This is a genomic window from Xanthomonas arboricola pv. guizotiae (assembly GCF_002940205.1).
GTDB classification, from domain to species: Bacteria; Pseudomonadota; Gammaproteobacteria; order Xanthomonadales; family Xanthomonadaceae; genus Xanthomonas; species Xanthomonas arboricola_C.
This window is the reverse complement of record NZ_MDSK01000008.1, coordinates 104,555-128,291: the sequence shown is the minus strand read 5'-3', so window position 1 is coordinate 128,291 and position 23,737 is coordinate 104,555. Positions and strand designations below refer to the sequence as shown.

Annotated in this window: 25 protein-coding genes and 1 tRNA gene; 3 read left to right on the top strand and 23 right to left on the bottom strand. The window is 66.6% G+C overall.

What is annotated here, in order from left to right:
• From nuoE to tpiA, 8 genes are all read right to left on the bottom strand, one after another.
• Entirely contained in the window at positions 1-528 is a 528-nt protein-coding gene (gene nuoE / locus XarbCFBP7408_RS07085; protein WP_016902996.1) for an NADH-quinone oxidoreductase subunit NuoE, read from the bottom strand.
• Positions 525-1,832: an NADH-quinone oxidoreductase subunit D gene (locus tag XarbCFBP7408_RS07080; RefSeq protein WP_016902995.1), complete on the bottom strand. Its 1,308-nt coding sequence runs from the start codon at positions 1,830-1,832 to the stop codon at positions 525-527. Before XarbCFBP7408_RS07080 ends, nuoE begins: the two co-directional genes overlap by 4 nt.
• On the bottom strand, positions 1,829-2,581 hold the full coding sequence (locus tag XarbCFBP7408_RS07075) for an NADH-quinone oxidoreductase subunit C (RefSeq protein WP_104562347.1): 753 nt from the start codon (positions 2,579-2,581) through the stop codon (positions 1,829-1,831). Before XarbCFBP7408_RS07075 ends, XarbCFBP7408_RS07080 begins: the two co-directional genes overlap by 4 nt.
• Before the next feature lie 36 nt (positions 2,582-2,617).
• Complete coding sequence (locus tag XarbCFBP7408_RS07070; RefSeq protein WP_016944318.1) at positions 2,618-3,172, bottom strand: NuoB/complex I 20 kDa subunit family protein; 555 nt, start codon at positions 3,170-3,172, stop codon at positions 2,618-2,620.
• Positions 3,163-3,519, bottom strand: a complete 357-nt coding sequence (locus XarbCFBP7408_RS07065) for an NADH-quinone oxidoreductase subunit A (RefSeq protein ID WP_003485539.1) — start codon at positions 3,517-3,519, stop codon at positions 3,163-3,165. The genes XarbCFBP7408_RS07070 and XarbCFBP7408_RS07065 overlap by 10 nt, the downstream gene beginning before the upstream one ends.
• A 102-nt stretch (positions 3,520-3,621) precedes the next feature.
• Positions 3,622-3,706, bottom strand: a tRNA-Leu gene (locus XarbCFBP7408_RS07060).
• Between the two features lie 49 nt (positions 3,707-3,755).
• Entirely contained in the window at positions 3,756-4,229 is a 474-nt protein-coding gene (secG, locus tag XarbCFBP7408_RS07055) for a preprotein translocase subunit SecG (RefSeq protein WP_104562346.1), read from the bottom strand.
• Between the two features lie 33 nt (positions 4,230-4,262).
• Positions 4,263-5,018 carry a triose-phosphate isomerase gene (tpiA, locus tag XarbCFBP7408_RS07050; protein ID WP_104562345.1) on the bottom strand — a complete coding sequence of 252 codons (756 nt, stop codon included), beginning with the start codon at positions 5,016-5,018 and terminating at the stop codon, positions 4,263-4,265.
• A 112-nt stretch (positions 5,019-5,130) separates the two neighbouring features.
• Between tpiA and XarbCFBP7408_RS07045 the strand changes: the two genes are divergently transcribed.
• Positions 5,131-5,931, top strand: a complete 801-nt coding sequence (locus XarbCFBP7408_RS07045) for an SDR family NAD(P)-dependent oxidoreductase (RefSeq protein WP_104562344.1) — start codon at positions 5,131-5,133, stop codon at positions 5,929-5,931.
• A gap of 282 nt (positions 5,932-6,213) precedes the next feature.
• Here XarbCFBP7408_RS07045 and XarbCFBP7408_RS07040 read toward each other — a convergent pair whose 3' ends face one another.
• The 7 genes from XarbCFBP7408_RS07040 to accD form a co-directional block, all read right to left on the bottom strand.
• Positions 6,214-6,642 carry a group I truncated hemoglobin gene (locus XarbCFBP7408_RS07040; protein WP_104562343.1) on the bottom strand — a complete coding sequence of 143 codons (429 nt, stop codon included), beginning with the start codon at positions 6,640-6,642 and terminating at the stop codon, positions 6,214-6,216.
• Positions 6,642-7,514 carry a DUF3034 family protein gene (locus XarbCFBP7408_RS07035; protein WP_181106728.1) on the bottom strand — a complete coding sequence of 291 codons (873 nt, stop codon included), beginning with the start codon at positions 7,512-7,514 and terminating at the stop codon, positions 6,642-6,644. The genes XarbCFBP7408_RS07040 and XarbCFBP7408_RS07035 overlap by 1 nt, the downstream gene beginning before the upstream one ends.
• Positions 7,511-9,877 carry a putative bifunctional diguanylate cyclase/phosphodiesterase gene (locus tag XarbCFBP7408_RS07030; RefSeq protein ID WP_104562341.1) on the bottom strand — a complete coding sequence of 789 codons (2,367 nt, stop codon included), beginning with the start codon at positions 9,875-9,877 and terminating at the stop codon, positions 7,511-7,513. The genes XarbCFBP7408_RS07035 and XarbCFBP7408_RS07030 overlap by 4 nt, the downstream gene beginning before the upstream one ends.
• Positions 9,874-10,560, bottom strand: coding sequence for a methylamine utilization protein (locus XarbCFBP7408_RS07025; protein ID WP_104562340.1), 687 nt, complete (start codon positions 10,558-10,560; stop codon positions 9,874-9,876). Before XarbCFBP7408_RS07025 ends, XarbCFBP7408_RS07030 begins: the two co-directional genes overlap by 4 nt.
• A gap of 205 nt (positions 10,561-10,765) precedes the next feature.
• Positions 10,766-11,704, bottom strand: coding sequence for an isopenicillin N synthase family dioxygenase (locus XarbCFBP7408_RS07020; RefSeq protein ID WP_104562339.1), 939 nt, complete (start codon positions 11,702-11,704; stop codon positions 10,766-10,768).
• A gap of 124 nt (positions 11,705-11,828) precedes the next feature.
• Positions 11,829-13,178: a phosphoglucosamine mutase gene (gene glmM / locus XarbCFBP7408_RS07015; protein ID WP_104562338.1), complete on the bottom strand. Its 1,350-nt coding sequence runs from the start codon at positions 13,176-13,178 to the stop codon at positions 11,829-11,831.
• Between the two features lie 82 nt (positions 13,179-13,260).
• Entirely contained in the window at positions 13,261-14,145 is an 885-nt protein-coding gene (gene accD, locus XarbCFBP7408_RS07010) for an acetyl-CoA carboxylase, carboxyltransferase subunit beta (RefSeq protein ID WP_104562337.1), read from the bottom strand.
• Between the two features lie 226 nt (positions 14,146-14,371).
• Between accD and XarbCFBP7408_RS22320 the strand changes: the two genes are divergently transcribed.
• Positions 14,372-15,184, top strand: coding sequence for a hypothetical protein (locus XarbCFBP7408_RS22320; RefSeq protein ID WP_146093745.1), 813 nt, complete (start codon positions 14,372-14,374; stop codon positions 15,182-15,184).
• 12 nt (positions 15,185-15,196) lie between these two features.
• Here XarbCFBP7408_RS22320 and trpA read toward each other — a convergent pair whose 3' ends face one another.
• The 3 genes from trpA to trpB are packed head-to-tail and all read right to left on the bottom strand — an operon-like array spanning position 15,197 to position 17,467.
• Positions 15,197-16,000 (bottom strand): tryptophan synthase subunit alpha, encoded by an 804-nt coding sequence (trpA, locus tag XarbCFBP7408_RS07005; RefSeq protein ID WP_104562336.1) that lies wholly within the window; start codon positions 15,998-16,000, stop codon positions 15,197-15,199.
• A 40-nt stretch (positions 16,001-16,040) separates the two neighbouring features.
• The gene (locus tag XarbCFBP7408_RS07000) at positions 16,041-16,229 is read right to left on the bottom strand and encodes a hypothetical protein (protein ID WP_146094140.1); all 189 of its coding nucleotides are present in this window, start codon (positions 16,227-16,229) and stop codon (positions 16,041-16,043) included.
• A 20-nt stretch (positions 16,230-16,249) separates the two neighbouring features.
• A complete protein-coding gene (gene trpB / locus XarbCFBP7408_RS06995; protein ID WP_104562334.1) occupies positions 16,250-17,467 on the bottom strand; it encodes a tryptophan synthase subunit beta in 1,218 nt (405 codons plus the stop codon).
• Between the two features lie 107 nt (positions 17,468-17,574).
• Between trpB and XarbCFBP7408_RS06990 the strand changes: the two genes are divergently transcribed.
• Positions 17,575-18,495 carry a LysR family transcriptional regulator gene (locus XarbCFBP7408_RS06990; RefSeq protein WP_104562333.1) on the top strand — a complete coding sequence of 307 codons (921 nt, stop codon included), beginning with the start codon at positions 17,575-17,577 and terminating at the stop codon, positions 18,493-18,495.
• Between the two features lie 147 nt (positions 18,496-18,642).
• On the opposite strand, the gene XarbCFBP7408_RS06980 is transcribed toward XarbCFBP7408_RS06990, so the two are convergent.
• The 5 genes from XarbCFBP7408_RS06980 to XarbCFBP7408_RS06960 all read right to left on the bottom strand — a co-directional run bounded on the left by XarbCFBP7408_RS06980 (position 18,643) and on the right by XarbCFBP7408_RS06960 (position 23,718).
• On the bottom strand, positions 18,643-19,311 hold the full coding sequence (locus XarbCFBP7408_RS06980; RefSeq protein WP_016903693.1) for a phosphoribosylanthranilate isomerase: 669 nt from the start codon (positions 19,309-19,311) through the stop codon (positions 18,643-18,645).
• Complete coding sequence (truA, locus tag XarbCFBP7408_RS06975) at positions 19,308-20,081, bottom strand: tRNA pseudouridine(38-40) synthase TruA (protein ID WP_104562331.1); 774 nt, start codon at positions 20,079-20,081, stop codon at positions 19,308-19,310. The genes XarbCFBP7408_RS06980 and truA overlap by 4 nt, the downstream gene beginning before the upstream one ends.
• Positions 20,082-20,119: 38 nt before the next feature.
• Entirely contained in the window at positions 20,120-20,506 is a 387-nt protein-coding gene (locus tag XarbCFBP7408_RS06970; RefSeq protein WP_104562330.1) for a VOC family protein, read from the bottom strand.
• Positions 20,503-22,476, bottom strand: coding sequence for a FimV/HubP family polar landmark protein (locus tag XarbCFBP7408_RS06965; protein WP_181106724.1), 1,974 nt, complete (start codon positions 22,474-22,476; stop codon positions 20,503-20,505). The genes XarbCFBP7408_RS06970 and XarbCFBP7408_RS06965 overlap by 4 nt, the downstream gene beginning before the upstream one ends.
• A 216-nt stretch (positions 22,477-22,692) precedes the next feature.
• The gene (locus XarbCFBP7408_RS06960) at positions 22,693-23,718 is read right to left on the bottom strand and encodes an aspartate-semialdehyde dehydrogenase (protein WP_104562328.1); all 1,026 of its coding nucleotides are present in this window, start codon (positions 23,716-23,718) and stop codon (positions 22,693-22,695) included.
• Between the last annotated feature and the right edge of the window lie 19 nt (positions 23,719-23,737).

Here is a 23,737-nt window from a genome sequence, read left to right as displayed (position 1 = left end):
TTACTCCAGCCCGTCCAGCAGCGCGTCGACCTTCTCTTTCGTCAGGTGCTCGTGGTAATGGCCGTTGATGACCATCATCGGCGCCGCAGAGCAGGCCGCCAGGCACTCTTCTTCGCGCTTGAGGTAGACGCGGCCATCGGCCGTGGACTGCCCCAGCTTGCAACCCAGTTTCTTTTCCGCGTGCGCCAGCAGATCTTCGGCGCCGTTGAGCCAGCAGCTGATGTTGGTGCAGAACGCCACATTGTGGCGGCCGACCTTTTCGGTCTCGAACATCGAGTAGAAGCTGGCGACCTCGTAGGCCCACACCGGCGGCAGGTCCAGATACTTGGCCACGCCGACGATCAGCTCGTCGGTCAACCAGCCCTGGTTCTGCTCCTGCGCAGCATGCAGGCCCTGCAGCACCGCCGAACGCTTGCGATCGGGCGGGAACTTGCTCAACCAGTGATCGATGTGCGCGCGCGTCTTGTCGCTCAGCACCACCTGCGGATCGACGTCGCGCGCCGCTTCGAAATTACCCGTCGCCTTCATCGGTCAACCTCACCGAAAACCAAATCGTAAGTACCGATCATCGCCACGACGTCGGCCAGCAGATAGCCACGCACCACCGCGTCCATCGACGACAGATGCGCAAAGCCCGGCGCGCGCAGATGCACGCGGAACGGCTTGTTGGCGCCATCGGACATCAGGTAGCAGCCGAACTCGCCCTTGGGCGCTTCGACCGCGCAATAGGTTTCGCCGGCCGGCACGCAGTAGCCTTCGCTGAACAGCTTGAAGTGATGGATCAGCGCTTCCATGTCGTCCTTCATGCCTTCGCGGCTTGGCGGAGCGACCTTGAAATTGGTGACCATGACCGGGCCGGGGTTGGCCTTCAGCCACTTCACGCATTGCTTGATGATGCGGTTGGACTCGCGCATCTCGGCCACGCGCACCAGATAGCGGTCGTAGCAGTCGCCATTGGTGCCGACCGGCACGTCGAACTCCACCGCGTCGTACTTGGCGTACGGCTGCTTCTTGCGCAGGTCCCATTCGATGCCCGAGCCACGCAGCATCGGACCGGTCATGCCCCAGGCACGCGCCAGATCCGGGCTGATGATGCCGACGTCGACGGTACGCTGCTTCCAGATACGGTTATCGGTCAGCAGCGTCTCGTACTCGTCCACACGCGACGGGAACGTATTGGTGAAATCCTCGAGGAAGTCCAGCATCGAGCCTTCGCGCGCTGCATTGAGCTTCTTCAGTGCCCCGCCCTTGTGCCAGCGGGATTCCTTGTACTTGGGCATGCGATCGGGCAGATCGCGATAAACGCCGCCGGGACGGTAGTAGGCAGCGTGCATGCGCGCACCACTGACCGCCTCGTAGACGTCCATCAATTCTTCGCGCTCGCGGAACGCGTACAGCATCACCGCCATCGCGCCCAGGTCGAGCGCGTTGGAACCAACCCACATCAGGTGGTTCTTGATGCGGGTGATCTCGTCGAACATGGTGCGGATATAGTGCGCACGCTCGGGCACTTCGATGCCCATCAGGGACTCGATCGCGCGCACGTAGGCGTGCTCGTTGCACATCATCGACACGTAATCCAGACGGTCCATGTACGGAACCGACTGGTTGAACGGCTTGGATTCGGCCAGCTTCTCGGTGCCACGGTGCAGCAGGCCGATATGCGGATCGGCACGTACCACGGTCTCGCCATCCATTTCCAGGATCAGGCGCAGCACGCCGTGCGCCGCAGGATGCTGCGGGCCGAAGTTCATCGTGTAATTGCGGATTTCCTGCTTGCTTTCGACAGGATTGCTCGCGAAGGCATCGGTTGCCTGGCGGAACTCACTCACTTGGCGGTCTCCGACTTGCCCACTTCACCAGCGGCAGTCTCATAACGGGCGTCGTCGCGGATCACGCGCGGCACACCGACGCGCGGCTCGACCGAGGTCACCGGCTCGTACACGACACGCTTGCGCTCATCGTCGTAACGCACTTCGACGTTGCCGATCAGCGGGAAATCCTTGCGGAACGGATGGCCGACAAATCCGTAGTCGGTCAGGATGCGGCGCAGGTCCGGATGGCCATCGAAGACGATGCCGAACAGGTCGAAGGCTTCGCGTTCGAACCAGTTCACGCCTGGCCAGATATCGGTCAATGATGCCACCACCGGCACCTGTTCGTCCGGTGCGTAACAACGCACGCGCAGACGCTGGTTGTGCTGGTAGGAGATCAGCTGCGCGACCACCGCAAAACGCTGCTGCGGCAACTGCTGCGGCTGCGCGCCGTCGGAGCTTTCCTGGCTGGGAAATTCGCCCCAGGCAAAACGGCCGACGGCCTTGCCTTCGACGCCGCGGCTGAAGCCCTGCGACGACACGTCGGCGGTATCCCACTCGTCGCTGCCGTAGCCCAGGTAATCGACGCCGCATAGGTCGCTGAGCTGCTCGAAACCGAGCTCGTCGCGCAATGCAAGACAGGTGGCGTGCCAATCGGCGGCAGCGACTTCCAGCGTCACTTCGCCGCGCGGCAACGCCACGGAAATCTGCGCACCGGCGAAACGTGCCGCAAGTCGGTCAGTGAAGGAGGATGCTTGCTCTGCCATGGGGGCTTGGCTGCTCTCGGTAGAAGAAGACGGGTGTCAGCGCGCGATGGTCTGGGTACGCCAGATCTTCTTCTGCAGCTGCAGGATGCCGTAGACCAGCGCCTCGGCGGTCGGCGGGCAGCCCGGGACATAGATGTCCACCGGCACGATGCGATCGCAACCGCGCACCACCGAATACGAATAATGATAGTAGCCGCCGCCGTTGGCGCAGCTGCCCATCGAGATGACCCACTTCGGATCCGGCATCTGGTCGTAGACCTTGCGCAGCGCCGGAGCCATCTTGTTGACCAGGGTACCGGCCACGATCATCACGTCGGACTGGCGCGGCGACGGGCGGAACACCACGCCGTAGCGGTCCAGGTCCAGGCGCGCCGCACCGGCATGCATCATCTCGACCGCACAGCAGGCCAGGCCGAAGGTCATCGGCCACATCGAGCCGGTGCGCGCCCAGTTCAGCAGCGCATCCACGCTGGTGGTCACGTAGCCCTTCTCGAGCAGCGGGTTTTCGCCTTCCGGGCGCAGGATGTCTTCCACCCGGCCTTCCGGCATCGGGTTGGTCATCAGACGATCCAGGGTCTGAATCACTCCCATTCCAGCGCTCCCTTCTTCCACACGTAGATAAAGCCGAGGAACAACATGCCGACGAACAGGCCCATGGTGACCAGCGAACGTGCGCCGATCTCCATGAACACCTGCGTCCACGGCACGATGAAGATGATTTCCAGATCGAACACGATGAACTGGATCGCGATCAGGTAGTAGCGCACATCGAACTTCATGCGCGCGTCTTCGAAGGCTTCGAAGCCACACTCGTAAGGCGAGAGCTTGCGCGGGTCCGGACTACGCGGACCGAGGAATCGACCGACCAGCATCAGCACGATGCCGATACCGGTGGCGACGATCAGAAACAGCAGACTCGGCAAATATTCGGCCAGCACAGCGATTCTCTCTTGCCTCTGCCCGCACGCGCCGCGTGCCGGCATGGGGTATAGGCAGGCCCTGCGCGCGACAGGCGATGCGCAGGAACTGCAGCCAAACAATGGTGCCCAAGAGGGGACTCGAACCCCTACGACCTAAGTCGCTACCACCTCAAGGTAGTGCGTCTACCAATTCCGCCACCTGGGCATACGTTGCGCCGCTGGGCATCCCAGTGCGCAGCGTATTGTAACCGGCTTCAGCGTTTTTGTGCTGGTTCTGAAGCGTTTTCTTCGCGTGCCGCAGGCGCCTGCTGTACCGGTGCGGACTGCGCCGGCGTTGCAGCCGGAGTTGCGGCCGGCACTGGCTGCGAAGGAGCGGTCGGGACTGCGCCGGCGGCCGGCGCCTGCGGCAACGGCTGGGTCAGCTCGCCCGCTGCGGCAGGCGCCGGGGTGGCCGACTGCGACATCACGCCCAGGTTCTGGTCGGTCGGACGTGCGCCGTGGGTGGCGTACCACGCCATGAACAGACTGATGCTGAAGAACACCACCGCCAGCCACTTGGTCGACTTGGACAGGAAGTTCGACGCGCCCTGCGAGCCGAACACGGTGCCCGACGCGCCGGCGCCGAAGCCGGAACCGGCTGCCGCACCCGCACCACGCTGCATCAGGATCAGCGCAATCATCGCCAGCGCGACCAGCACGTAGACCACATTGAGGATCAACATCAGCATTTCGAAATCCGTCCCCGGACAAAACTTAATGGGTTAACAAGCGGCCGCCGCGCGCGCGATGGCCAGGAAATCCTCGGCGACCAGCGAGGCGCCTCCGACCAGCCCGCCATCGACGTCGGGCTGGGCAAACAGCTCGCTCGCGTTATCGGGCTTGACACTGCCCCCGTACAGGATGGGCAACGCATCGGCGATTCTAGCATCCGCCTTCGCGACTTCGCCACGCAGGAACGCGTGCACCGCCTGGGCCTGCTCCGGGCTGGCGGTGCGGCCGGTGCCAATGGCCCAGATCGGCTCGTAAGCGAGCACGGCGCGGGCGAAGCCCGCGCTGCCCACCAGCGCCAGCACCGGCTCGAGCTGGGCGCGCAGCACCGCCTCGGTCTGGTCGGCCTCGCGCTGTTCCAGCGACTCGCCCACGCACAGCACCGGGATCAGCCCGGCATGCGTGGCGGCGGCGAATTTATGCGCCACCAACTCACTGCTCTCGTGATGATACTGGCGCCGTTCGGAGTGGCCGACCAACCCGTACTCGGCGCCGACATCGACCAGCATCGTGGCCGAGACTTCGCCGGTATAGGCGCCTTTCTCGTTACTGCTGACATCCTGGGCACCGAAACGCAGGTGACGCCCCTCGAAATCCTCGATCAGGTCGCCCAGGTAAGGCAGTGGCGGCAGGATGACGACATCGACACCCTCCAGGGGCATGTGCGCGGCGATCTGGGCCACCAGTTCGGTGGCAAAGGCGCGGCTGCCATGCAGCTTCCAATTTCCGGCAACGATCTTTCGACGCATCAGGCGCAGGTTCCTGAGTGGAAGACAGGCGACAGAATAGCCCATGCCCTGTCGGCAACCGGCACACTTCTGTCCATTGCCTGTCCTCCCCCTCCTCCACCAGGAACCTGCCATGTCCGTTTCGCCTGTGTTCGCGCTGGTCACCGGCGCCTCCAGCGGCATCGGCCGCGAGATTGCGCGCGCCTACGCAAGGCGTGGCGTGCCGCTGATCCTGACCGCGCGCCGGGTCGAACGGCTGCAGGCGCTGGCCGAGGAGTTGCGGCCGTTGGTGCGGGTGGAAGTGGTGCCGGCCGATCTGGGCGATGCCGCCGCGGTCGAAGCATTGGTTGGGCAGATCCAGCGCAGTGGCTGGACGGTAGGCACCCTGGTCAACAACGCCGGCTACGGCGTGCCGGACCGCTATCTGCACAACGACTGGGCCACGCATGCACGCTTTCTGCAGGTGATGGTGGGCGCGGTGTGCGAGCTGACCTGGCGGCTGCTGCCGATGATCCGCGCCAGCGGCCAGGGCCGCATCCTCAATGTGGCCTCGTTCGCCGCACTGACGCCGGGTGCCGACGGGCAGACGCTGTACGCCGCCAGCAAGAGCTTCCTGCTGCGCTTCAGCGAATCGCTGGCGCTGGAAAACGCCGATTGCGCGGTCAAGGTCTGCGCGCTGTGTCCCGGCTTTGCCTGGTCGGAGTTTCACGATGTCACCGGCACCCGCGCGGCGATGTCCACCCTGCCCCGCTGGGCGTGGCTGCAGGCCGACGACGTGGCCGAGTACGGCATTGCCGCGCTGGAGCGTGGCCAGGTGCTGGCCGTGCCGGGCTGGCGCTATCGCCTGGTCAACGCGGCCCTACGCGTGGTGCCGCATGCGCTCGCACTGCGCCTGATGGCGCGCGGATCGCAGCGGGTGCGTCCATTGCAGTGAGGCGGCGGCGCAGCGGCGGCCTGCGGCATCGCGCGCCTGCAATTCCACACCGGTGACGTGGCTCCGTTGCCGCAGCCAATTGGTCGGTTGCCACTGGCCACGACCGATACCGGCGGCGGCCTCACGCTTCTCTACGGCGCAGGGCGACTGGCAACACGTCGCGAGCGGACGTCGGATGCCATGGACAGCCCCGCCCAGAGCCGCAGTCCGTGGCTGGAAACATGTTGTTGCGAGGAGCGACCACGCGCGCCCATCGCTGCGCGCGGCAGCGATGCAACCCCCTCAGTGGTTGACGATTTCGCCATGCATGGCCGCCAATCGCGCCAGCAGACGGTTCTGCGTGCGGCGCGGAATCTTGCGCTGATCCATCGCCCAGTTCAGATCCTCCACCAGCGCATTGAAGTCGCCTTCGCGAATGGCCAGGTGCGCGTGCGCCTGCTGCATCGACTTGGCGGTATCCGGGCACGGGCCGTCGGCGACATGGCAGAACTTCTGCACTAGGCGCTCGTTGAGCATCACGATGTTGACGCGCGCAAACGTGTCGACGATGCGTTGGTCATCGGCGATGCGCGACAGCATGGCCTCCACCAGCGCTTCGATGCCGGCCTGCCCCCCGAGTTCGTCATAGAGCGTGGGGCGCGATTGCGTGGTGGCGCAGGCACTCATCAGCGCCAGCATGCACAGCAAGGGCCAGCGCAGCCGTCGATTCATCAGAACGCCACCTGCAGGGAAAGATAGGGACCGCGCTGGTCGGTGAGCGTGGCGATGTCGCCAAGCTCGGCCCAGGCCGCGGCCAGGGACACATGCTTGCTGGGAAACCAGGCCACGAATGCATCCGCCCAGGCCTGCTCGCGGGCGAAGCCGAGATTGTCCGGCTTGTCGCGATATTCCACGCCGACCACCCACGCCGGCGACAGCACGATAGCGGCACTGGCTTCGCCGACCAGCCGATGGGCGTTGCGACGATCGCCGCCGAAACCGAGCAAGCCGGTCTGATTGGCGCGGGTCGCGCGCAGCGTGCCGTTGAGCAGCAGTTGATAGCCGCCCGCGGCCTGCAGGAACAACCGGCTGGCACTGACATAGACGTCGGTGCCGTGATCGTCACGCGCGCCGATCGCCAGCGGCAGCGTGCCATCGCGCAGGCGTTTGTACTGCACGCCCACGCTGACCTGCGGCGCATGTCCGTAGACCAGATCGCCGTAGACCCGCAGCTTGGCGCCGAACACCTCCTGGCCAAGCGCATTCCATGGCAGGCCCAGCCGATCCTGCAGGGTGCCCAGATCCAGCCGTTGCCGCGCCAGCGAAAGTTCCAGCCGGTTGCCGACCGTCAGCGCGGCACCCTGCACGTCGAGCCGGTAATCGCCGCTGTCCACATGCGTGGCAAACAGCACGCTGCCGAGTTCGTCGCGGGTGCCGTAGCCCGACAGCGTGGCCCACGGCACGATGCCGCCACCGCTGCTGCCTTCGATCATCGACACGCCACCGGTGGCGAGCAGGCGTCCGTCGCCGGCGATCGCCGACGCGGGCGCGCTGGCCAGCCCGGCCAGTGCAGCAGACAGCAGCGCACCTGGCCATTTGCTCATCGCTGCACGCCTGCCTGCGCCACCGGCGCCAGATCGAGTTGCCGCATGCACCAGGCGACCAGCGGTACTTCTTCCAGTGGCGGCGAATACAGATAGCCCTGCACCATGTCGCAGCCATAACCGCGCAGCAGCCCCAGCGCGGTGGCGTTCTCCACGCCTTCGGCGACCACGCTCAAGCCCAGGTTGTGCCCGAGATCGATCGTGCTGCGCACGATGAACGCATCGTCGGTGCCCTCGGCCAGCTGCATGACGAAGCTCTTGTCGATCTTCAATTCGTTCACCGGCATGCGCTTGAGCTGTGCCAACGAGGAATAGCCGGTGCCGAAGTCGTCGATGGACAGGCGCACGCCGACGCTGCGCAGCTGATGCAGCATGTGCAGCGCCGATTCGACATCGCGCATCAGCGCGCTTTCGGTCAGTTCCAGCGTCACCGACTGCGCCGGCACCGCGTGATGTTCCAGACGGCCACGCAGGTAATCCGGCAGGCCGGGGTCGGACAGATCCAGCGCGGAGAGATTGATCGCCATGCCCAGTTCCAGCCCCTGCCTGCGCCATTGCGCCTGGCAGCGCAGCGCCTCGTCCAGCACGAAGCGGGTCAAGGGATGGATCACGCCGGAATGCTCGGCCAGCGGAACGAACTCGTCCGGGCCGATCGCCCCGAGCACCGGATGCTGCCAGCGCACCAGCACCTCGACCTGTTCGACGCGATCGTTGCACAGGCAGATCTTGGGCTGGAAGCGCAAGCTCAGCTCGTTGCCGCCAATGGCCTGGCGCAGATCGCCGGTCAGGCGCAGCCGGCGCAGATGCTGCTCGTCCTGGCCCAGGCGATACACGCTGGCGCCGACGGTGGTGACATTGCCGCCCTGGCGCCGTGCGATGTCCGCGCGCCGCAGCAAGGTGTCCGGATCGGCGCCGTGTTCGGGAATCAGGGCGATGCCGATGCTGGCTTCCAGCTGGATGCGCGCCTGCGGCAGCGCCAGCGGGCGGCGCAACTGCAGCAGCAGGCGCTGTGCGTCCTGCTGCACAGTGGTGACGTCGGTCTGCGCCACCACCACCATGAATTCGTCGCTGCCCAGCCGCCCGACCAGGTTGGGTTCCTGCACCACGTCGGCCAGGCGGCGGCCAGCTTCGACCAGCACCTGGTCGGCAAAATCGTGGCCCAGGCTGTCGTTGAGTTCCTTGAAGCGTTCCAGATCCAGGATCAGCACCGCGGCCGTGCCGCCGGACGCCACGGTCTGCTCCACCACCTCCTTCAGCCGCTCCAGCAGCCAGATGCGATTGGGCAGACCGGTCAGGGCGTCGTGGCGCGCCTGATGCAGGATGTGCTGCTCGCGACTGGCGATCTGCTGCTGCATGCGCCCGAAGCTGTCGGCCAGCTCGGCCAGTTCGCGCCCGGAGGGCACCGCGACCGCGGTGTGGTAGTCGCCGCGCTGGATGCGCCGCGCTGCCTGTACCAGCTGCGCGACCGGCCTGCTGACGCTGCGCGCCAGGAAGATCGCCACACCCAGCGCCGCAGCTGTGGCCAGGCCCGCCAACAGCAGGATGCGCAACTTGAGCACACGATAAGGCGCCACCGCGCGATCCAGCGAGGCCTGCAACGCAACCCGCACATGGCTGTCGCCCTGGATCGACTGCAGTTTGACCAGGTAGCGCGACTCGGCCAGCGTCAACGCAACCGCCGCGCCCTGCGCGCGTTCGGCGGTCGGCAACTGCTGCGCGAACTCGGCGCGCGCGGCCGGCTCCAGCGTGGACGCCAGCACCCGCACCGGCGGACCATCGGTGAAGAAGGTCGCATCCAATCCGGTGGTGGAACGGAAATCCTGCGCGAGACCCTCACCGGATTCGTTGCCGATCGCGATCCAGCCCACCCGGCTCGGTGCCAGCACCTGCACCACCGCCAGCCGCACGATGCGTTGGTCCAGCGCGACCACGCCCACCGCACGCCCATCGCGCTGCGCCTGCAGCAGCAGGGTCTGCACCGCGCGCAGTTGTTCGGCTTGCGGCAGATCGGCAAGCCCGGTCAAAAATCCGCCATCCGGCGCCAGCAGCAGCGCGGTCTGCGCCGACATTCGCGCGGCGTGGTTGCGCAATGCCGATTGCATGGTCGGCACATCGCCGCTGGCCACGGCTGCGCGGAAACCGAAATCGTCGGCCAGCACCGAGGCCGACTGCAGCAGTTGTTCGTCGCGGCGCAGATTGATGCGTTGCCAGACGCGCTCGCCGATCTGCAGCTCTTCGCCGAGCTGCGCCTTGACGCTGCGCTCGGTGGCGACCTGCACCGCGATGAGGGTCAGCGCCTGCGTGACAAGCACGACCAGCACCAGAAATGCCGCGATGCGGGTATGCAGGCGCATGGCCTTCATGGCTTGGGCTTCTGCGGGTCGGCGCGGCGGAACTTGTCCTGCAGCGCGCGCACCCGCGCATCCGGAGGTGCCACCGCTGGTGCGGGGCCGGTGGTCTGCAAGGTCACGCGCCGTTGCGCGGCCTCGCGCGCAAGCGCCACCGGCTCGGCGAGCGCGCCGCCCTGGATGCGCGGATGCCAGACCCGCAAGGTGTAGCTGCCTGCCGGCGCATCCAGCTGCACGCGACCGTCGCTGCCGGTCTTGCCGAAATACGGCGTGTCCACCACCACGATATAGCCCAGCATCCAGTCGTGGATATTGCAGCCGACCGTCACCAGCCCAGCCTGGTCGAAGCGCACCGGCGCGGCCGTGCTGCCCTGGAACAGCGGCAACTCGAACCGCTTTGCGGCAGAAAACGAATAGACCTGATGGCGAATCTGGTCGTTGTTGGGGAACCGCACCAGGGTGCCGGTGCGCACCACCAGCACCGCAGGCACGAACTGCGAATTGACCTGATCCATCTCGACGGTCCTGGGCGCCCCCCCGGCGGCCAGTGGACGCGCAGGCTCCAGGCTGACCACCGCATCGACCAACATGCCGTTGGCATCGACAACGGTCACGCTGAGCGGCGTCGCCCACGCACAGCTTGCGGCGCAATACGCCAGCAGCCCCGCAACCGGACCGATCCGTTTGAACCACTGCATCCGCATGCGCCCCCCCAAGCCTAGTGCAATCGGCAGCGGGCGCCAGGCGAGTCCGACGTCGCGCTAGCGATCAGCCTGGGTTATCGGCTGAGGTGAATGCAAGCTTTAACCGGCCGCCAGCAGGATTTATGAATCAAACTGTGGCGTAAGTCATTGCCGATGCTGCGAGCGCAGCCGCTGGCTGCGCTGTCGTGGCTGCAACGGATTACTTCAGCTTGATCTCGCGCAGACGTTCTTCCAGAAAACCGTGCGCGGTAATCGGCTCGGGATAGCGGCTCGGATTGTCGGCGGTGATGCACGAAGGCAGCACGTCGATGAGGAAATCCGGATTGGGGTGCAGGAAGAACGGCACCGAATAGCGCGGCTTGCGCGCCTGCTCGCCCGGCGGATTGACCACGCGATGGATGGTGGACGGATACACATGGTTGGTCAGGCGCTGCAGCATGTCGCCGATGTTGACCACGATGGTGTCGGCGTCGGCAGTGAATGGCACCCACTCGCCATCGTTGGAGCGCACTTCCAGTCCGGCCGCGCTGGCGCCGACCAGCAGGGTGATGAAGTTGATGTCGCCGTGCGCACCGGCGCGCACATTGGGAATGTCGTCGCTGGTGATCGGCGGGTAGTGGATCGGCCGCAGGATCGAGTTGCCGTTGTTGGTCTTGTCGACGAAATAGTCCTGCGGCAGGCCGATATGCAGCGCCAGTGCCGACAGCACGCGCGAGCCCAGGTGGTCCAGCTGCTGGTACAGGCGATAGCCGCGCTCACGGAAACCGGGCACCTCTTCGGGCCACAGGTTCGGCGCCATCACCGCGCGGTACGGCGAATCGTCCACGATCTCGCGACCGATATGCCAGAACTCCTTCAGGTCGAAATGCTTGGAATCCTTGGCGGTCTCCACGCCGAATGCGGTATAGCCACGCGCACCGCCGCTGCCTTCGACGTGATAGCGACGCTTGACCTGTTCGGGCAGCGCGAAGAACGCCTTGAACACGTCATACGCCGCGTCGATGTCGGCCTGCGCGATGCCGTGGTTGCGGATGCCGGCAAAGCCCCACTGCCGATAGGCCGCACCGAGCTCGGCGACGAAGGCGTCGCGGTCGCTGTCGAAACGGGTGATGTCCAGGGTCGGGATGCGGGCGCTCATACGGATATCTGCAGTTGAAGTCGGGAAGTCGGAAGGAAGGCCTGCCGCTCAGGACAGCAGGCGATACAACAGGTAGAACGTCGCGGCCTTGGCAAAGACCACGCACACACCGATGATCAGCGACTCACGCCGCGTCACGCACGGCTCCGGAGAGACGGTCGAGCGTGTCCTGCATCAGGCCGGCGTCGTCGGCTTCCACGGTCACGCGCACCACCGGCTCGGTGCCGGACGGACGCAGGAACGCGCGCCCACGGCCCTGCACGGCGGCCTGCGCCTGCTGCAGCGCCTGCTGCACGCCGGCGGCCTCCACGATCACCTTGGCCGCACCGCCCCCCAGCCGCACATTGACGGTCTTCTGCGGCACCTTGCTCAGGCTGCTCAGGGCCTCGCGCAGGCTCTGCCCGTCGCGCCCCAGCGCCTCGAGCACCTGCAGCGCACTGACGATGCCATCGCCGGTGGTGGCGCGATCCAGGCACAGCAGGTGGCCGGACGTCTCACCGCCCAGCGTGCCGCCGCCTTCGACCAGGGCCTGGTGCACGTAGCGGTCGCCGACCTTGGCGCGCTGGAACGGGATGTTCAATGCGGCCAGCGCCTGTTCCAGCCCGTAGTTGGTCATCAAGGTGCCGACCACGGTGCCGGTGAGCCGCCCGCTGGCCTGCCAGGAGCGCGCGAGCACGTAGAGCAGATCGTCGCCATCGACCGGGTTGCCCTGGTCGTCGGCCATCAGCACGCGATCGCCATCGCCATCGAAGGCGATGCCGAGCTGCGCACCGCTCTCGCGCACCTTGGCGGCGAGGTTGTCGATATGGGTGGAGCCGACACCGGCGTTGATATTGAGCCCGTCCGGTGCGGCACCGATGACGACCACGTCCGCACCCAGCTCGCGGAACAGCATCGGCGCGATGTGATAGGTCGCGCCATGCGCGCAATCCAGCACCATCTTCAGGCCGTGCAGGGTGAACCCGCGCGCCACGCTGGCCTTGCAGAATTCGATGTAACGGCCGATCGCATCGCGGGTGCGGATCGCCTTGCCCAGGCGCTCCGATTCCACGGTGTGGAACGGCTCGTCCAGCGCGGCCTCGATCGCCGCTTCGGTGGCGTCGTCGAGCTTCTCGCCTTCGGCGGAAAAGAACTTGATGCCGTTGTCGTAGTGCGGGTTGTGCGAGGCGCTGATCACCACGCCGGCGTCGGCGCGCAGGGTGTTGGTCAGGAAGGCGATGGCCGGGGTCGGCATCGGGCCGATCAGCTGCACGTCGGCGCCGGCGGCGACCAGGCCGGCTTCCAACGCGGCTTCGAACATGTAGCCGGAAATCCGGGTGTCCTTGCCGATCAGCACCAGCGGACGCTTGCTGCGGCCCTGGGTCAGCACCCGACCGAGCGCATTGCCCAGCCGCAGCACGAAATCGGCCGAGATCACGCCCTGCCCGACCCGACCGCGGATGCCGTCGGTTCCAAAATACTTGCGACTGCTCATGCGTTACGGTGTTCCTGCCTACGGGTGGACGCACGCGCAGCGGCGCGTGCGACGGTGTCGCGCATGCGCGCAACCACTGGCCTCATGCGGCCGCGTCCTGCGGATGCGGCTGGCGCATCATCATCGCGGTCAGATCGGCGATGCGGTCGCGCAGTTCGCGGCGGTCGCAGATCTGGTCGACGGCACCGTGATCGAGCAGGAACTCCGAACGCTGGAAGCCTTCCGGCAGGGTCTCGCGCACGGTCTGCTCGATCACGCGCGGGCCGGCGAAGCCGATCAGCGCATGCGGCTCGGCGATATTGATATCGCCCAGCATCGCGAACGAGGCCGACACGCCGCCGGTGGTGGGATGGGTCAGCACCGAGATGTAGGGCAGGCCGGCTTCGCGCAAGCGACCGAGCGCAGCGGAGGTCTTGGCCATCTGCATCAGCGAGAACAGGCCTTCCTGCATGCGCGCGCCACCGCTGGCGGAAAAGCATACGAACGGGCAGCCGACTTCCAGCGCCACTTCGGCCGCGCGTGCGAAGCGCTCGCCGACCACCGAGCCCATCGAGCCGCCCATGAAGGCGAAGTCGAAGGCCGCGGCGACCAGCGGATTGCCCTTGAGCGTGCCGCGCATGGCGATCAGTGCGTCGTACTCGCCACTGCTCTTCTGGCTGGCCTTGATGCGCTCGCCGTAGCGCTTCTGGTCCTTGAACTTGAGCACGTCGACCGGGCCCAGCTGGGCGGCGATCTCGGTGGTCGCGGTGTCGGGATCGAACAGCGAGTTCAGGCGCGCGCGTGCGCGGATCGCCATATGGTGGTCGCACTTGGGACACACCTCGAGGTTTTCCTCGAGCTCGGGGCCGTACAGCGCGCTGCCGCAGTTGCTGCACTTCTCCCACAGGCCCTCGGGGACGCTGCGCTTCTTGGCCGGGGTGTTCTCGGTGCGGATGCCGGAGGGCATCAATTTGCTGAGCCAGCTCATTTGATTCCGTAAAAGCACGCCCCATGGGGCATCAGAATGCGGAGTGTAAACCAGCCCGGCGCCCGGCGCTTTCGCAGACCTACGCGGCGAAACACCAGCAAGATAGTCGAGCGGACAGCCAGCCGCCCATCGGCACAGGCTTTTACAAGCAACACGATTATGGTATCAGCGACTTGGCGCCCAGGGATCGTGGCTGGAGTGCTCCAGCAGCCATACGCCTGTTTAAATGCGCATCGCCCAAACGAAACAAGCCCCCCCTGGAAACCTCAGTGAACAAGGATCGATCATGAGAACACCGGCATGCATTGCAGCTCTCTTACTTCTGATCTCCGTTATCGGTAGCAGCCAAGCCGAAGTAAAGATGTGCGGGACCGAGACCAACGTGCCGCTTCCGAGCAAGACGACGTCGCACATCAATCCAGATGGCTCGATGACAATAAGGGTGCCTACTGGCTGGTTCATGTTTACCCAGGAAAAAGGCGTCTGGGCAATCAGCCCGACCGCCGTCCTGACCTGCGCCTGCCCTGGAGGGTCTGGATGCAGCCCCACGTTACTTCCCAATGGTCAGACTTTCTGTGCAATGAGCTCGGACTGCACACAATGCAACCGTGGTGGAAGCACAGCGATGTACCCGGTCCGGCAGGATCAAATAGGTGCGACCTTTGCCAGTGCTGACGAAGTCAGAAGCTTGCCGCGGATCGATGCACGCCTGTTGTCGGCCCCCGATGTCAGAAAGGATTTACTGGCATTCAAAAAGACCCTGGGCATTCCGGTGGAAGCGAGCGGGCGCGATGCGGTGTGGATCCGCCTGTACGGCTATGTCGCACCGATGGATGTCCCCGATGGCTATCAGATCCCTATGACTGGCTCTGCGACTGAGAATATGGCACTCGGCTTGCTCGCAAGCCAATCCATTCAGGTCCCTTCTGCCGCAGTGAAATGCAGTTGCACAAGCGGCGGAAGTTGCAAGCTTGAATCCAATTTCGGGGTCAAGGTATGCAATGCAGCCGCGTGTGCAACCTGCAGCATGACGTACTGATCCAAACAAGCTTCAACTATCCAGCGCTTCGCGCAGCGGGGCCAGGAAGGCTTCGGCGCGTTCGCGGGCGCTGCGGACATCCGTCGCATCGGCCAGGGCGGCCACCAGGGCACTGCCGACCACCACGCCTTCGGCGTCGACGGCCATTGCGGCGGCGCTGGCGGCGTCCTTGATGCCGAAGCCGGCCACCACCGGGGCACCGGCACGCCGGCGCAGCTGGCGCAGGCGGTCGCCGGCAGCATGGGTGTCGAGCAGATTCGAGGCGCCGGTGACGCCAGCGAAGCTGACGTAGTACAGATAGCCCTGGGCGCTGCTGCACAGCATGTCCAGGCGCTGCTCGCTGGTGGTCGGCGAGGCCAGCGCAATCAAGGCCAGCCCGACCTCGGTGAAGATGGCGCGTGTCTCGGCCGCTTCTTCGGGCGGCAGGTCGACCAGCAGCAGGCCATCCACACCGGCAGCGACGGCGGCGTCGGCGAAGCGCCGCGTGCCGTGGATCTCGATCGGGTTGAGGTAGCCCATCAGCACCACCGGCGTGGTGGCGTCTTCGCGGCGGAATTCGTGCACAGCCTCCAGCACGTAGGCCAGGCCGGCACCACGGCCCAGCGCGCGCTCGGAGCTGCGCTGGATGGTGGGGCCGTCGGCCATCGGGTCGGAAAACGGCACCCCCAGCTCGATGACGTCGGCACCGGCTCGTACCAGCGCATGCATCACCGGCACGGTGGCTTCCAGCGACGGGTCGCCGGCGGTGATGAAGGGGATGAGCGCCTTGCGGCTGTCGGCGCGCAGGCGCTGGAAGGTTTGGTCGATACGACGCATTGAAAGACCTTGCAAGAAAGTTAGAGGCGGCGCGACCGCTTCAATGGATGTCCTGGTACATGGCAGGCGGCAGTTCGGTCAATGCCTGGGCCTCGACCTCGAGGTCGAAACTGTCCAGGCAGCAGCCGCAGCCGCTATTTTCCGAGCAGCTGCGGATCTGCGTCGCCCAGCGGTCGAGCCAGGCGGACAGCAGCGCCTGTTCGCCCGGCTGGTCGGCCAGCGCGGTCACGGTGACGCGCCGCAGTGGCATCAGACCTGCACGCCTTCGCGCGCAGCGATGGTGTGCATGTCCTTGTCGCCGCGGCCGGACAGGTTGCACAGGATCAACGCGTCCTTGGGCATCTCGCGCGCGAGCTTGATCGACTGCGCCACCGCATGGCTGGACTCGAGCGCGGCCAGGATGCCTTCGGTATGCGCCAACAGATGGAAGGCGGCCATCGCTTCGTCGTCGGTGATGCCCTGGTAGACCGCGCGGCCACTGTCGGACAGGAACGAATGCTCCGGGCCCACGCCCGGGTAATCCAGCCCGGCGGAGATCGAATGGGTTTCGGTGATCTGGCCGTCGTCGTCGCAGATCACATAGGTACGGTTGCCATGCAGCACGCCGGGGCGCCCGGCCGCGATCGAAGCCGCATGACGGCCGCTGGCGATGCCGTCGCCGGCCGCCTCGGCGCCATAGATCCTGACGCCTGGGTCGTTGAGGAAGGCATGGAACAGGCCGATCGCATTGCTGCCGCCACCGACGCAGGCGCTGATCGCATCCGGCAGGCGGCCGAAGTCTTCCAGCATCTGCGCGCGCGCTTCACGGCCGACGATCGCGTTGAAGTCACGCACCATGCGCGGATACGGATCCGGGCCGGCCACGGTGCCGATGATGTAGAAGGTGTCCTGCACGTTGGTGACCCAGTCGCGCATCGCTTCGTTGAGCGCGTCCTTGAGCGTGGCCGAGCCGGAGGTCACCGGGATCACCGTGGCACCCAGCAGCTTCATGCGGTAGACGTTGATCTTCTGCCGCTCGATGTCGGTGGCGCCCATGTAGACCACGCATTCCAGGCCCAGCCGTGCGGCGACGGTGGCGCTGGCCACGCCATGCTGGCCGGCGCCGGTCTCGGCGATGATGCGGGTCTTGCCCATGCGGCTGGCCAGCAAGGCCTGGCCGATGGTGTTGTTGATCTTGTGCGCGCCGGTGTGGTTCAGGTCTTCGCGCTTGAGCAGGATCTGCGCGCCGCCCACTTCGCGGCTGAGCCGCTCGGCGTGGTAGATCGGGCTGGGCCGGCCGACGTAATGCTTGAGATCCTTGTCGTACTCGGCGATGAAGGCCGGATCCCGGCGCGCCTGGTCGTAGGCGGCAGCCAGTTCCTGCAACGGGCCGATCAAGGTCTCGGCGACGAACCGGCCACCGAACTTGCCGAAGTGGCCGGCAGCGTCCGGATAGGCGTGAAAGTCACTGATGGGCTGGGCCGACATGGAAATCCTCTGCAGCGATGCTGGTCATACAAGAGGCGTCACTGTAGCGCAGCCGCGGTGTGCGATAAATCGATAAGATTGCTGCAACCTGTGATCTGAACTCACATATGAGCACCCTACTTCCACCGCTGGCAGCGCTGCGCGCGTTCGAATCCGCCGCGCGTCTGCAGAGCATCAGCCGGGCCGCGCAGGAGTTGCACGTGACCCATGGCGCCATCAGCCGACACGTGCGCTCGCTGGAACAGGCCCTGGGCGCGGCGCTGTTCGCCCGCCAGGGCCGTGGCCTGGTGCTGACGCCCGCCGGCGCCCGGCTGCGCGATGCGACCGGTGAGGGCTTTGCGCTGATCGGCGACACCTGGGCGGCATTGCGCCGCCCCAGCAGCGAGGCGCCGCTGGTGCTGGGCTGCTCGGGCAGCCTACTGGCGCGCTGGGTCATCCCGCGGCTGGGCCGGCTGCAGCGGGATCTGCCACAGGTACGCCTGCACCTGTCGGCCAGCGAGCAGCCGCCCGGCCCGGACCTGGACGGCCTGGATGCGGCACTGCTGCTGGACACCCCGCCCTGGCCTGGCGACTGGCAGGTGCACGAGCTGGGGGTGGAGTGGATCGGCCCGGTGCTGAGTCCGCAGCTGGCATCGGCGACGCAGCTGGCTGGCAGAACGCCCGCTGCCCTGCTCGACCACGCCTTGCTGCACACCCGCTCGCGCCCGCAGGCCTGGCCGGAATGGGCGCAACGCCACGGCGTGGCACCCGAAACGCTGCGCTTCGGCACCGAATTCGAACATCTGGTCTACCTGCTGGAAGCCGCCGCCGCCGGCCTGGGCGTGGCGATCGCACCGCAACCGCTGGTCGCCGCGGACCTGGCCGCCGGACGCCTGCTGGCGCCCTGGGGCTTCACGCCAACCCGCGGCCGCTGGGTGCTGTGCGCCGCAAGGCGCAACCCGGATCCACGCATCGACCAGCTTGCCGGCTGGTTGCGTTGCGCACTTTCAGAAGATCAGCAGCGCACCACGGATGCAGCAAGCGTCTGATTGGAACGCTCAGTGGTCGGCGAAACAGCGACCGAACAATCGATCGTGGGAGAGGCGAAAGATCTAGGGCAATCAAAACAACGAAGCAGACTGCCTATTCCGATTCCCCAATCCCCAATCCCCAATCCCGATTCCCGAATCCCCAACTCACCCCATCTCGTGACAATCGGCCCGACGCACTTCTTCGACGAACTTGCGCATCATGTGGCCGTCCTTGATCCCGGGCGCCAGCTCCACGCCGCTGGACACATCCACGCCCCATGGCAGCGTTGCCACGATCGCATCGAACACGTTGTCGGCGGTGATGCCGCCGGCCAGCAGAAACGGGCGATGCAGGCCGGTCGGCAGGCGCGACCAATCGAAGGTCTTGCCGGTGCCGCCGCCTGCGCCGGGTGCATGGCTGTCGAACAGGAAACCGGCGGTATTGGGAAAGGCGAGCTGCAGGGTCCGCGCGTTGGCGTCCTCGCCGTTCATCCCGCCGCTGCCCATCGGCACCGCCTTGAGATACGGCAGGTTGAAGCTGCGGCAGAAGGCGTCGTCTTCCTCGCCATGGAACTGCAGCAAGGTCGGACGTACGGTGCGCACCACCTCGCGCACTTCTTCCTTGGAGTTGTTGCGGAACAACGCCACCACATCGACCATCGGCGCGGTGGCCTGGCGCATTGCGCGCGCTTCGGCTGGCGCCACGCGGCGCGGGCTGCCATGCGCAAAGATGAAACCTACCGCGTCCACACCCAGCTCGCCGGCCAGTCGAATATCGCCGGCGCGGGTCATGCCACAGAACTTGATACGGGTGCGGTACAGCGATCGATTCATTGGGTTACCTCAGCGGGCAGATGCCACTCTGCGGGATACAGCGGCCCGATGAAGACCAGGCCCTGTGGCGGCGCTGTCGGCCCGGCCACCGTGCGGTCGCGGCCGGCCAGCAACGTCGCGATCCAGTCGCCCGGTTGTTCTCCGGTTCCGACCAGGATCAGCGAGCCAACAATATTCCGCACCATGTGATGAAGGAATGCATTGGCCTGGACCTGCACCTCCACCACCTCGCCGATGCGTTGCACGCTGATGGCCTGCAGGTTGCGGCGTGCATGCAGGGCCTGGCACTGCACGCTGCGGAATGCGCTGAAATCGTTCTCGCCCAGCAAGGCCTGCGCGGCCGCATGCATGGCATCGGCATCCAGCGGGCGCCGTTCCCAGCTCAAGGTCTGGCGATACAGCGCCGGGCGTATCTGCCGGTTGAGCAGGCGATACCGATAGCGGCGTGCGCGCGCGGAAAACCGCGCATGGAAGTCGGCGGCGGCCGGCACGCACCAGCGCACCGCGATCGAGGGCGGCAGGCGCGCGGTGGTGCCCAGCATCCAGCCACGCGGCTCGCGGCGCGCATCGCTGTCGAAATGCACCACCTGGCATTCGCCATGCACGCCGGCATCGGTGCGGCCTGCGCATACCACCTGCACCGGGGCATCGGCCACCGAGGACAGCGCCGCCTGCAGGCTGGCCTGGACGCTCGGCCCGCCATGTTCCCCCAACTGCTGCCAGCCCTGGAACTCGCTGCCGTCGTACTCCACGCCCAGCGCGTAACGCATCGGAACCTGCCTGTTATCGAATCGATGGAGCGCGCGGACTAGCCGACCGCGCGCTCGGACCACACTGCCAGCGTGTTACCGCCCGGCTCGCGGAAATGAAAGCGGCTGCCGCCGGGAAAGCGGAATACCGGCTTGACGATCTCGCCACCGGCCGCGCGAACGCGCTCGGCCATGGACTCCAGCGCGTCGGCATACAGCACCACCAGCGGGCCGGCGTCTGCCGGCGCTGCCGCAGTGGCGTGATAGAAACCGCCGTCCAGACGACCGTCGTTGAAGGCCAGATAATCCGGGCCATAGGCCTGAAACTGCCAGCCGAACACGGCTTCGAAAAAGGCGCGGCTGGCCTCCAGGTCGAGCGAGGCGAATTCCACGTAATCGATGCGGCGCTCGCGTGCGGCGGCCGTGCTGTCCAGCGCCGGGCTCATGCCAGGCGTTCCAGCAGTTCGGCGGCCTCGGCGCGGCTGGCCGCGTCGCCGGTTGCCGCGACTTCCAGCAACAGGCCGCGTGCGGTGTCGCTGTCGCCAAGGTCCATGTAGGCCACGGCCAGCTCCAGACGATCGCGCCCTGCCGAGGCGAACTCCCTGCTGTTCACCGCGCTGGGTGCAGCGGCCGGCGCGATGGGTGCCGGATCGATATCCAGGCGGTCCTGCGTGGCGACCGATGCAAACGGCACGCCCGGCGGAAGATCGTTGCTGGCGTGCGCGACGTCGACGTGCGGCGGCGCGCCGTCTTCCGGCTGCGCGTGCGCGGACCCCGGTTGCTCCGGCACCGCGTCCTCGGGCGCGACGAACGCCGGATGCGCTACCGGAGGCGCTGGCGGCGTTGCGCGCAACGAGCGCCAGTCCTCGCTGGCGAGCACCGGCGGCGCGGCGGCAGGCTCGGACGGCAGCGGCTCGCGGCGCAGCACATCGGACAGCGGTTGCTGGGTCTGGCGGGCGCGTTCGTCTTCGCGCAGGTCGGCCTGCTCGAATTCGGGGTCGTGCAGCACATCGTGCTCGCTGGGCACGGTGGCCTGCGCATCGTCCAGCGGCGCGGCGGCGTCTGCCGCAGCACCGGCAGGCACGAAGTCGAACGGACGCCGCGGCAACGGCGGCAGCGGCGAGGGTTTGCGCCGGCGTGCCGCCAGCCAGGCGACGACCGCCGCGACGATCAACACCAGGCCACCGATCAGCCACAGCGGGAACCCGCTGCCCTGCGGTGCCGCAGCCGGCGTCTCCGACAGCCGCTTCTGCGCGGCCGCCAGGTCGGTGTCCTTCATCGCGATCAAGGCTTGCTGTTGCTGCTTGAGCTTTTCCAGATCGGCCACGCGGGTGCGCAGATCCTGCAATTCCGCATCGCGGGTGGCGATGTCTTCCCTGGCCTGTTGCAACTGTTGATTGGCCGCCATGTCGCCCTCGCCTTCGGCACTGGTGCCGGACGTGGCGCCGGCGGTGTTGGTTTGACTCGCCACCGCAGGGGCGATCTCGAGCCGCGCGCCGGCACCTGCCGACGCCGCTGCTGCGGCGGCGGGCGTGGGCGTTGCGGCGGCAGCACCGGCCTCGGCCGGCTGCGGAATCGCCGAGCGCGCCTGACGCCACTGCGCGGCCTGCTCGCGCACCATCACCGCCGCTTCGGCGGCGCCGACCTGCGCCAGCGCATCCTCCTGCGGGGTGCGCAGCACTGCGCCCTGCTTCAACCGATTGATGTTGCCGCCGATGAAGGCGTCCGGGTTGGTACGCAGCAGCGCCAGCATGGTCTGGTCGAGCGAATGCCCGCTGGAACGGGCCACCGCGGCAGCGATCTCCGACAAGGTCTGGCCCGAGCGCACCGCCGGCAGCGCATCGCCAGCCGGCACCGGCGCGGCAGCGCGCATGCTGGAACGTGCACCGGGCGCCGCCGCGTCGGCGGCCTGCCCGGCGCGTTCGGCAGCGGCAGCGGGCCCGGCGGCCGCCGCGCGCACGATAGCGTTGCTGGCCCCGGCGCGCGGCGCCTCGATAGCCGGCTCGGCGATCGCTGCGGCGGTATTGGGCGCATCGACCAGTGCGGAATATTCGCGCACCAGCCGGCCCTGGCCCCACTCCACCTCGATCAGGAAGTTGATCGCCGGCTGCTCCACCGCCTGGCTGCTGGTCACGCGGATCACCGCACGCCCGCGCACGTCCTGCGCGAACTGGAATTGCAGGTTGCTGACCAGGCCTTGCGGGCGTTCCAGGCCGACCCGTGCAAACGTGGTGGCCGATGCCAGCGCCACGCGTGCGTTGTCGAGTTCGCCCGGCTCGTTGGAGATGACCGGAATCTCGGCCACCAACGGCTGCCCGGGCCTGGACAGCACCCGGATATCGCCCAAGCCCAACGCCATGGCAGCGCCGCTGCAGGCCATCAGCAGCAGCGCACCTATCCCTTGTATCGGACGCATCGCGCCCCCGCCCCTATGTTTCATGGGCATCAATATAGCCGCTGCATGAGCGAAAAAGTCGGCGACCCGCCGCAGAGCGCAGCTGCCGCTGCGATGCCGCGATGCCGCGATGCGAAATCCTGCAGCTCATCGGCAGCGCATTGGTAGGAGCGCGCTTGCGCGCGATGAGGCATCACAGGGAAGGCTCCATCGCGCGCCAGCGCGCTCCTACCGCGCTCAGCCTTCCTGTGCGACCAGCTCGGCCAGCTGCACGGCGTTGAGCGCGGCGCCCTTGCGGATGTTGTCCGAGACGATCCACAGATTCAGGCCGCGCGGATGCGACAGGTCCTCACGGATACGGCCGACGAACACCGCGTCCTTGCCGGAGGCATGCGTGACCGGCGTCGGGTAGCCGCCGGGCTTGCGCTCGTCCACCACTTCCACGCCGGGCGATGCGGCCAGCAGCGCGCGCGCGTCTTCGACGCTGATCTTGTGGCGGGTTTCGATCGCCACCGCTTCGGAGTGACCGTAGAACACCGGCACGCGCACTGCGGTGGGATTCACCTGGATGGAGTCGTCGCCCAGGATCTTGCGGGTTTCCCAGACCAGCTTCATCTCTTCCTTGGTGTAGCCGTTGTCCTGGAAGTCGTCGATGTGCGGAATCAGGTTGAAGGCGATCTGCACCGGGAACCGCTGCGGGTCGATCTGCTGGAAGCTCAGCAGCTCGCTGGTCTGCTTGCCCAGCTCTTCCATCGCCGAACGCCCGCCGCCGGAGACCGACTGGTAGGTCGCCACATTGATGCGCTCGATGCCGTAGGTGCGGTGGATCGGGCCGAGCGCGACCAGCATCTGCATGGTCGAGCAATTGGGGTTGGCGACGATGCCGCGCGGGCGCTGCTTCAGCGCTTCGGGGTTGACCTCCGACACCACCAGCGGCACGTCGTCGTCGTAGCGGAACGCGGAGGAATTATCGATCACCACCGCGCCGGCGGCGGCGAACTTGGGGCCGTACTCCTTGGACACGCTGCCGCCTGCGGAGAACAGCGCGATGTCCACGCCGGTGGGATCGAAGTCGGCCAGGTCCAGCACATCGACCTTGCCGCCATTGAACTCCACCTGCCCGCCGGCCGAGCGCGCCGAGGCCAGCGCGTACAGGGTGGCGACCGGGAAGTTGCGCTCGGCCAGGATGCTCAGCATGGTCTCGCCGACAGCGCCGGTGGCGCCCACGACCGCGACGTTGAAACGACGGTTTTCGTTGCTCATGAGATTGTCTTTATCGAAT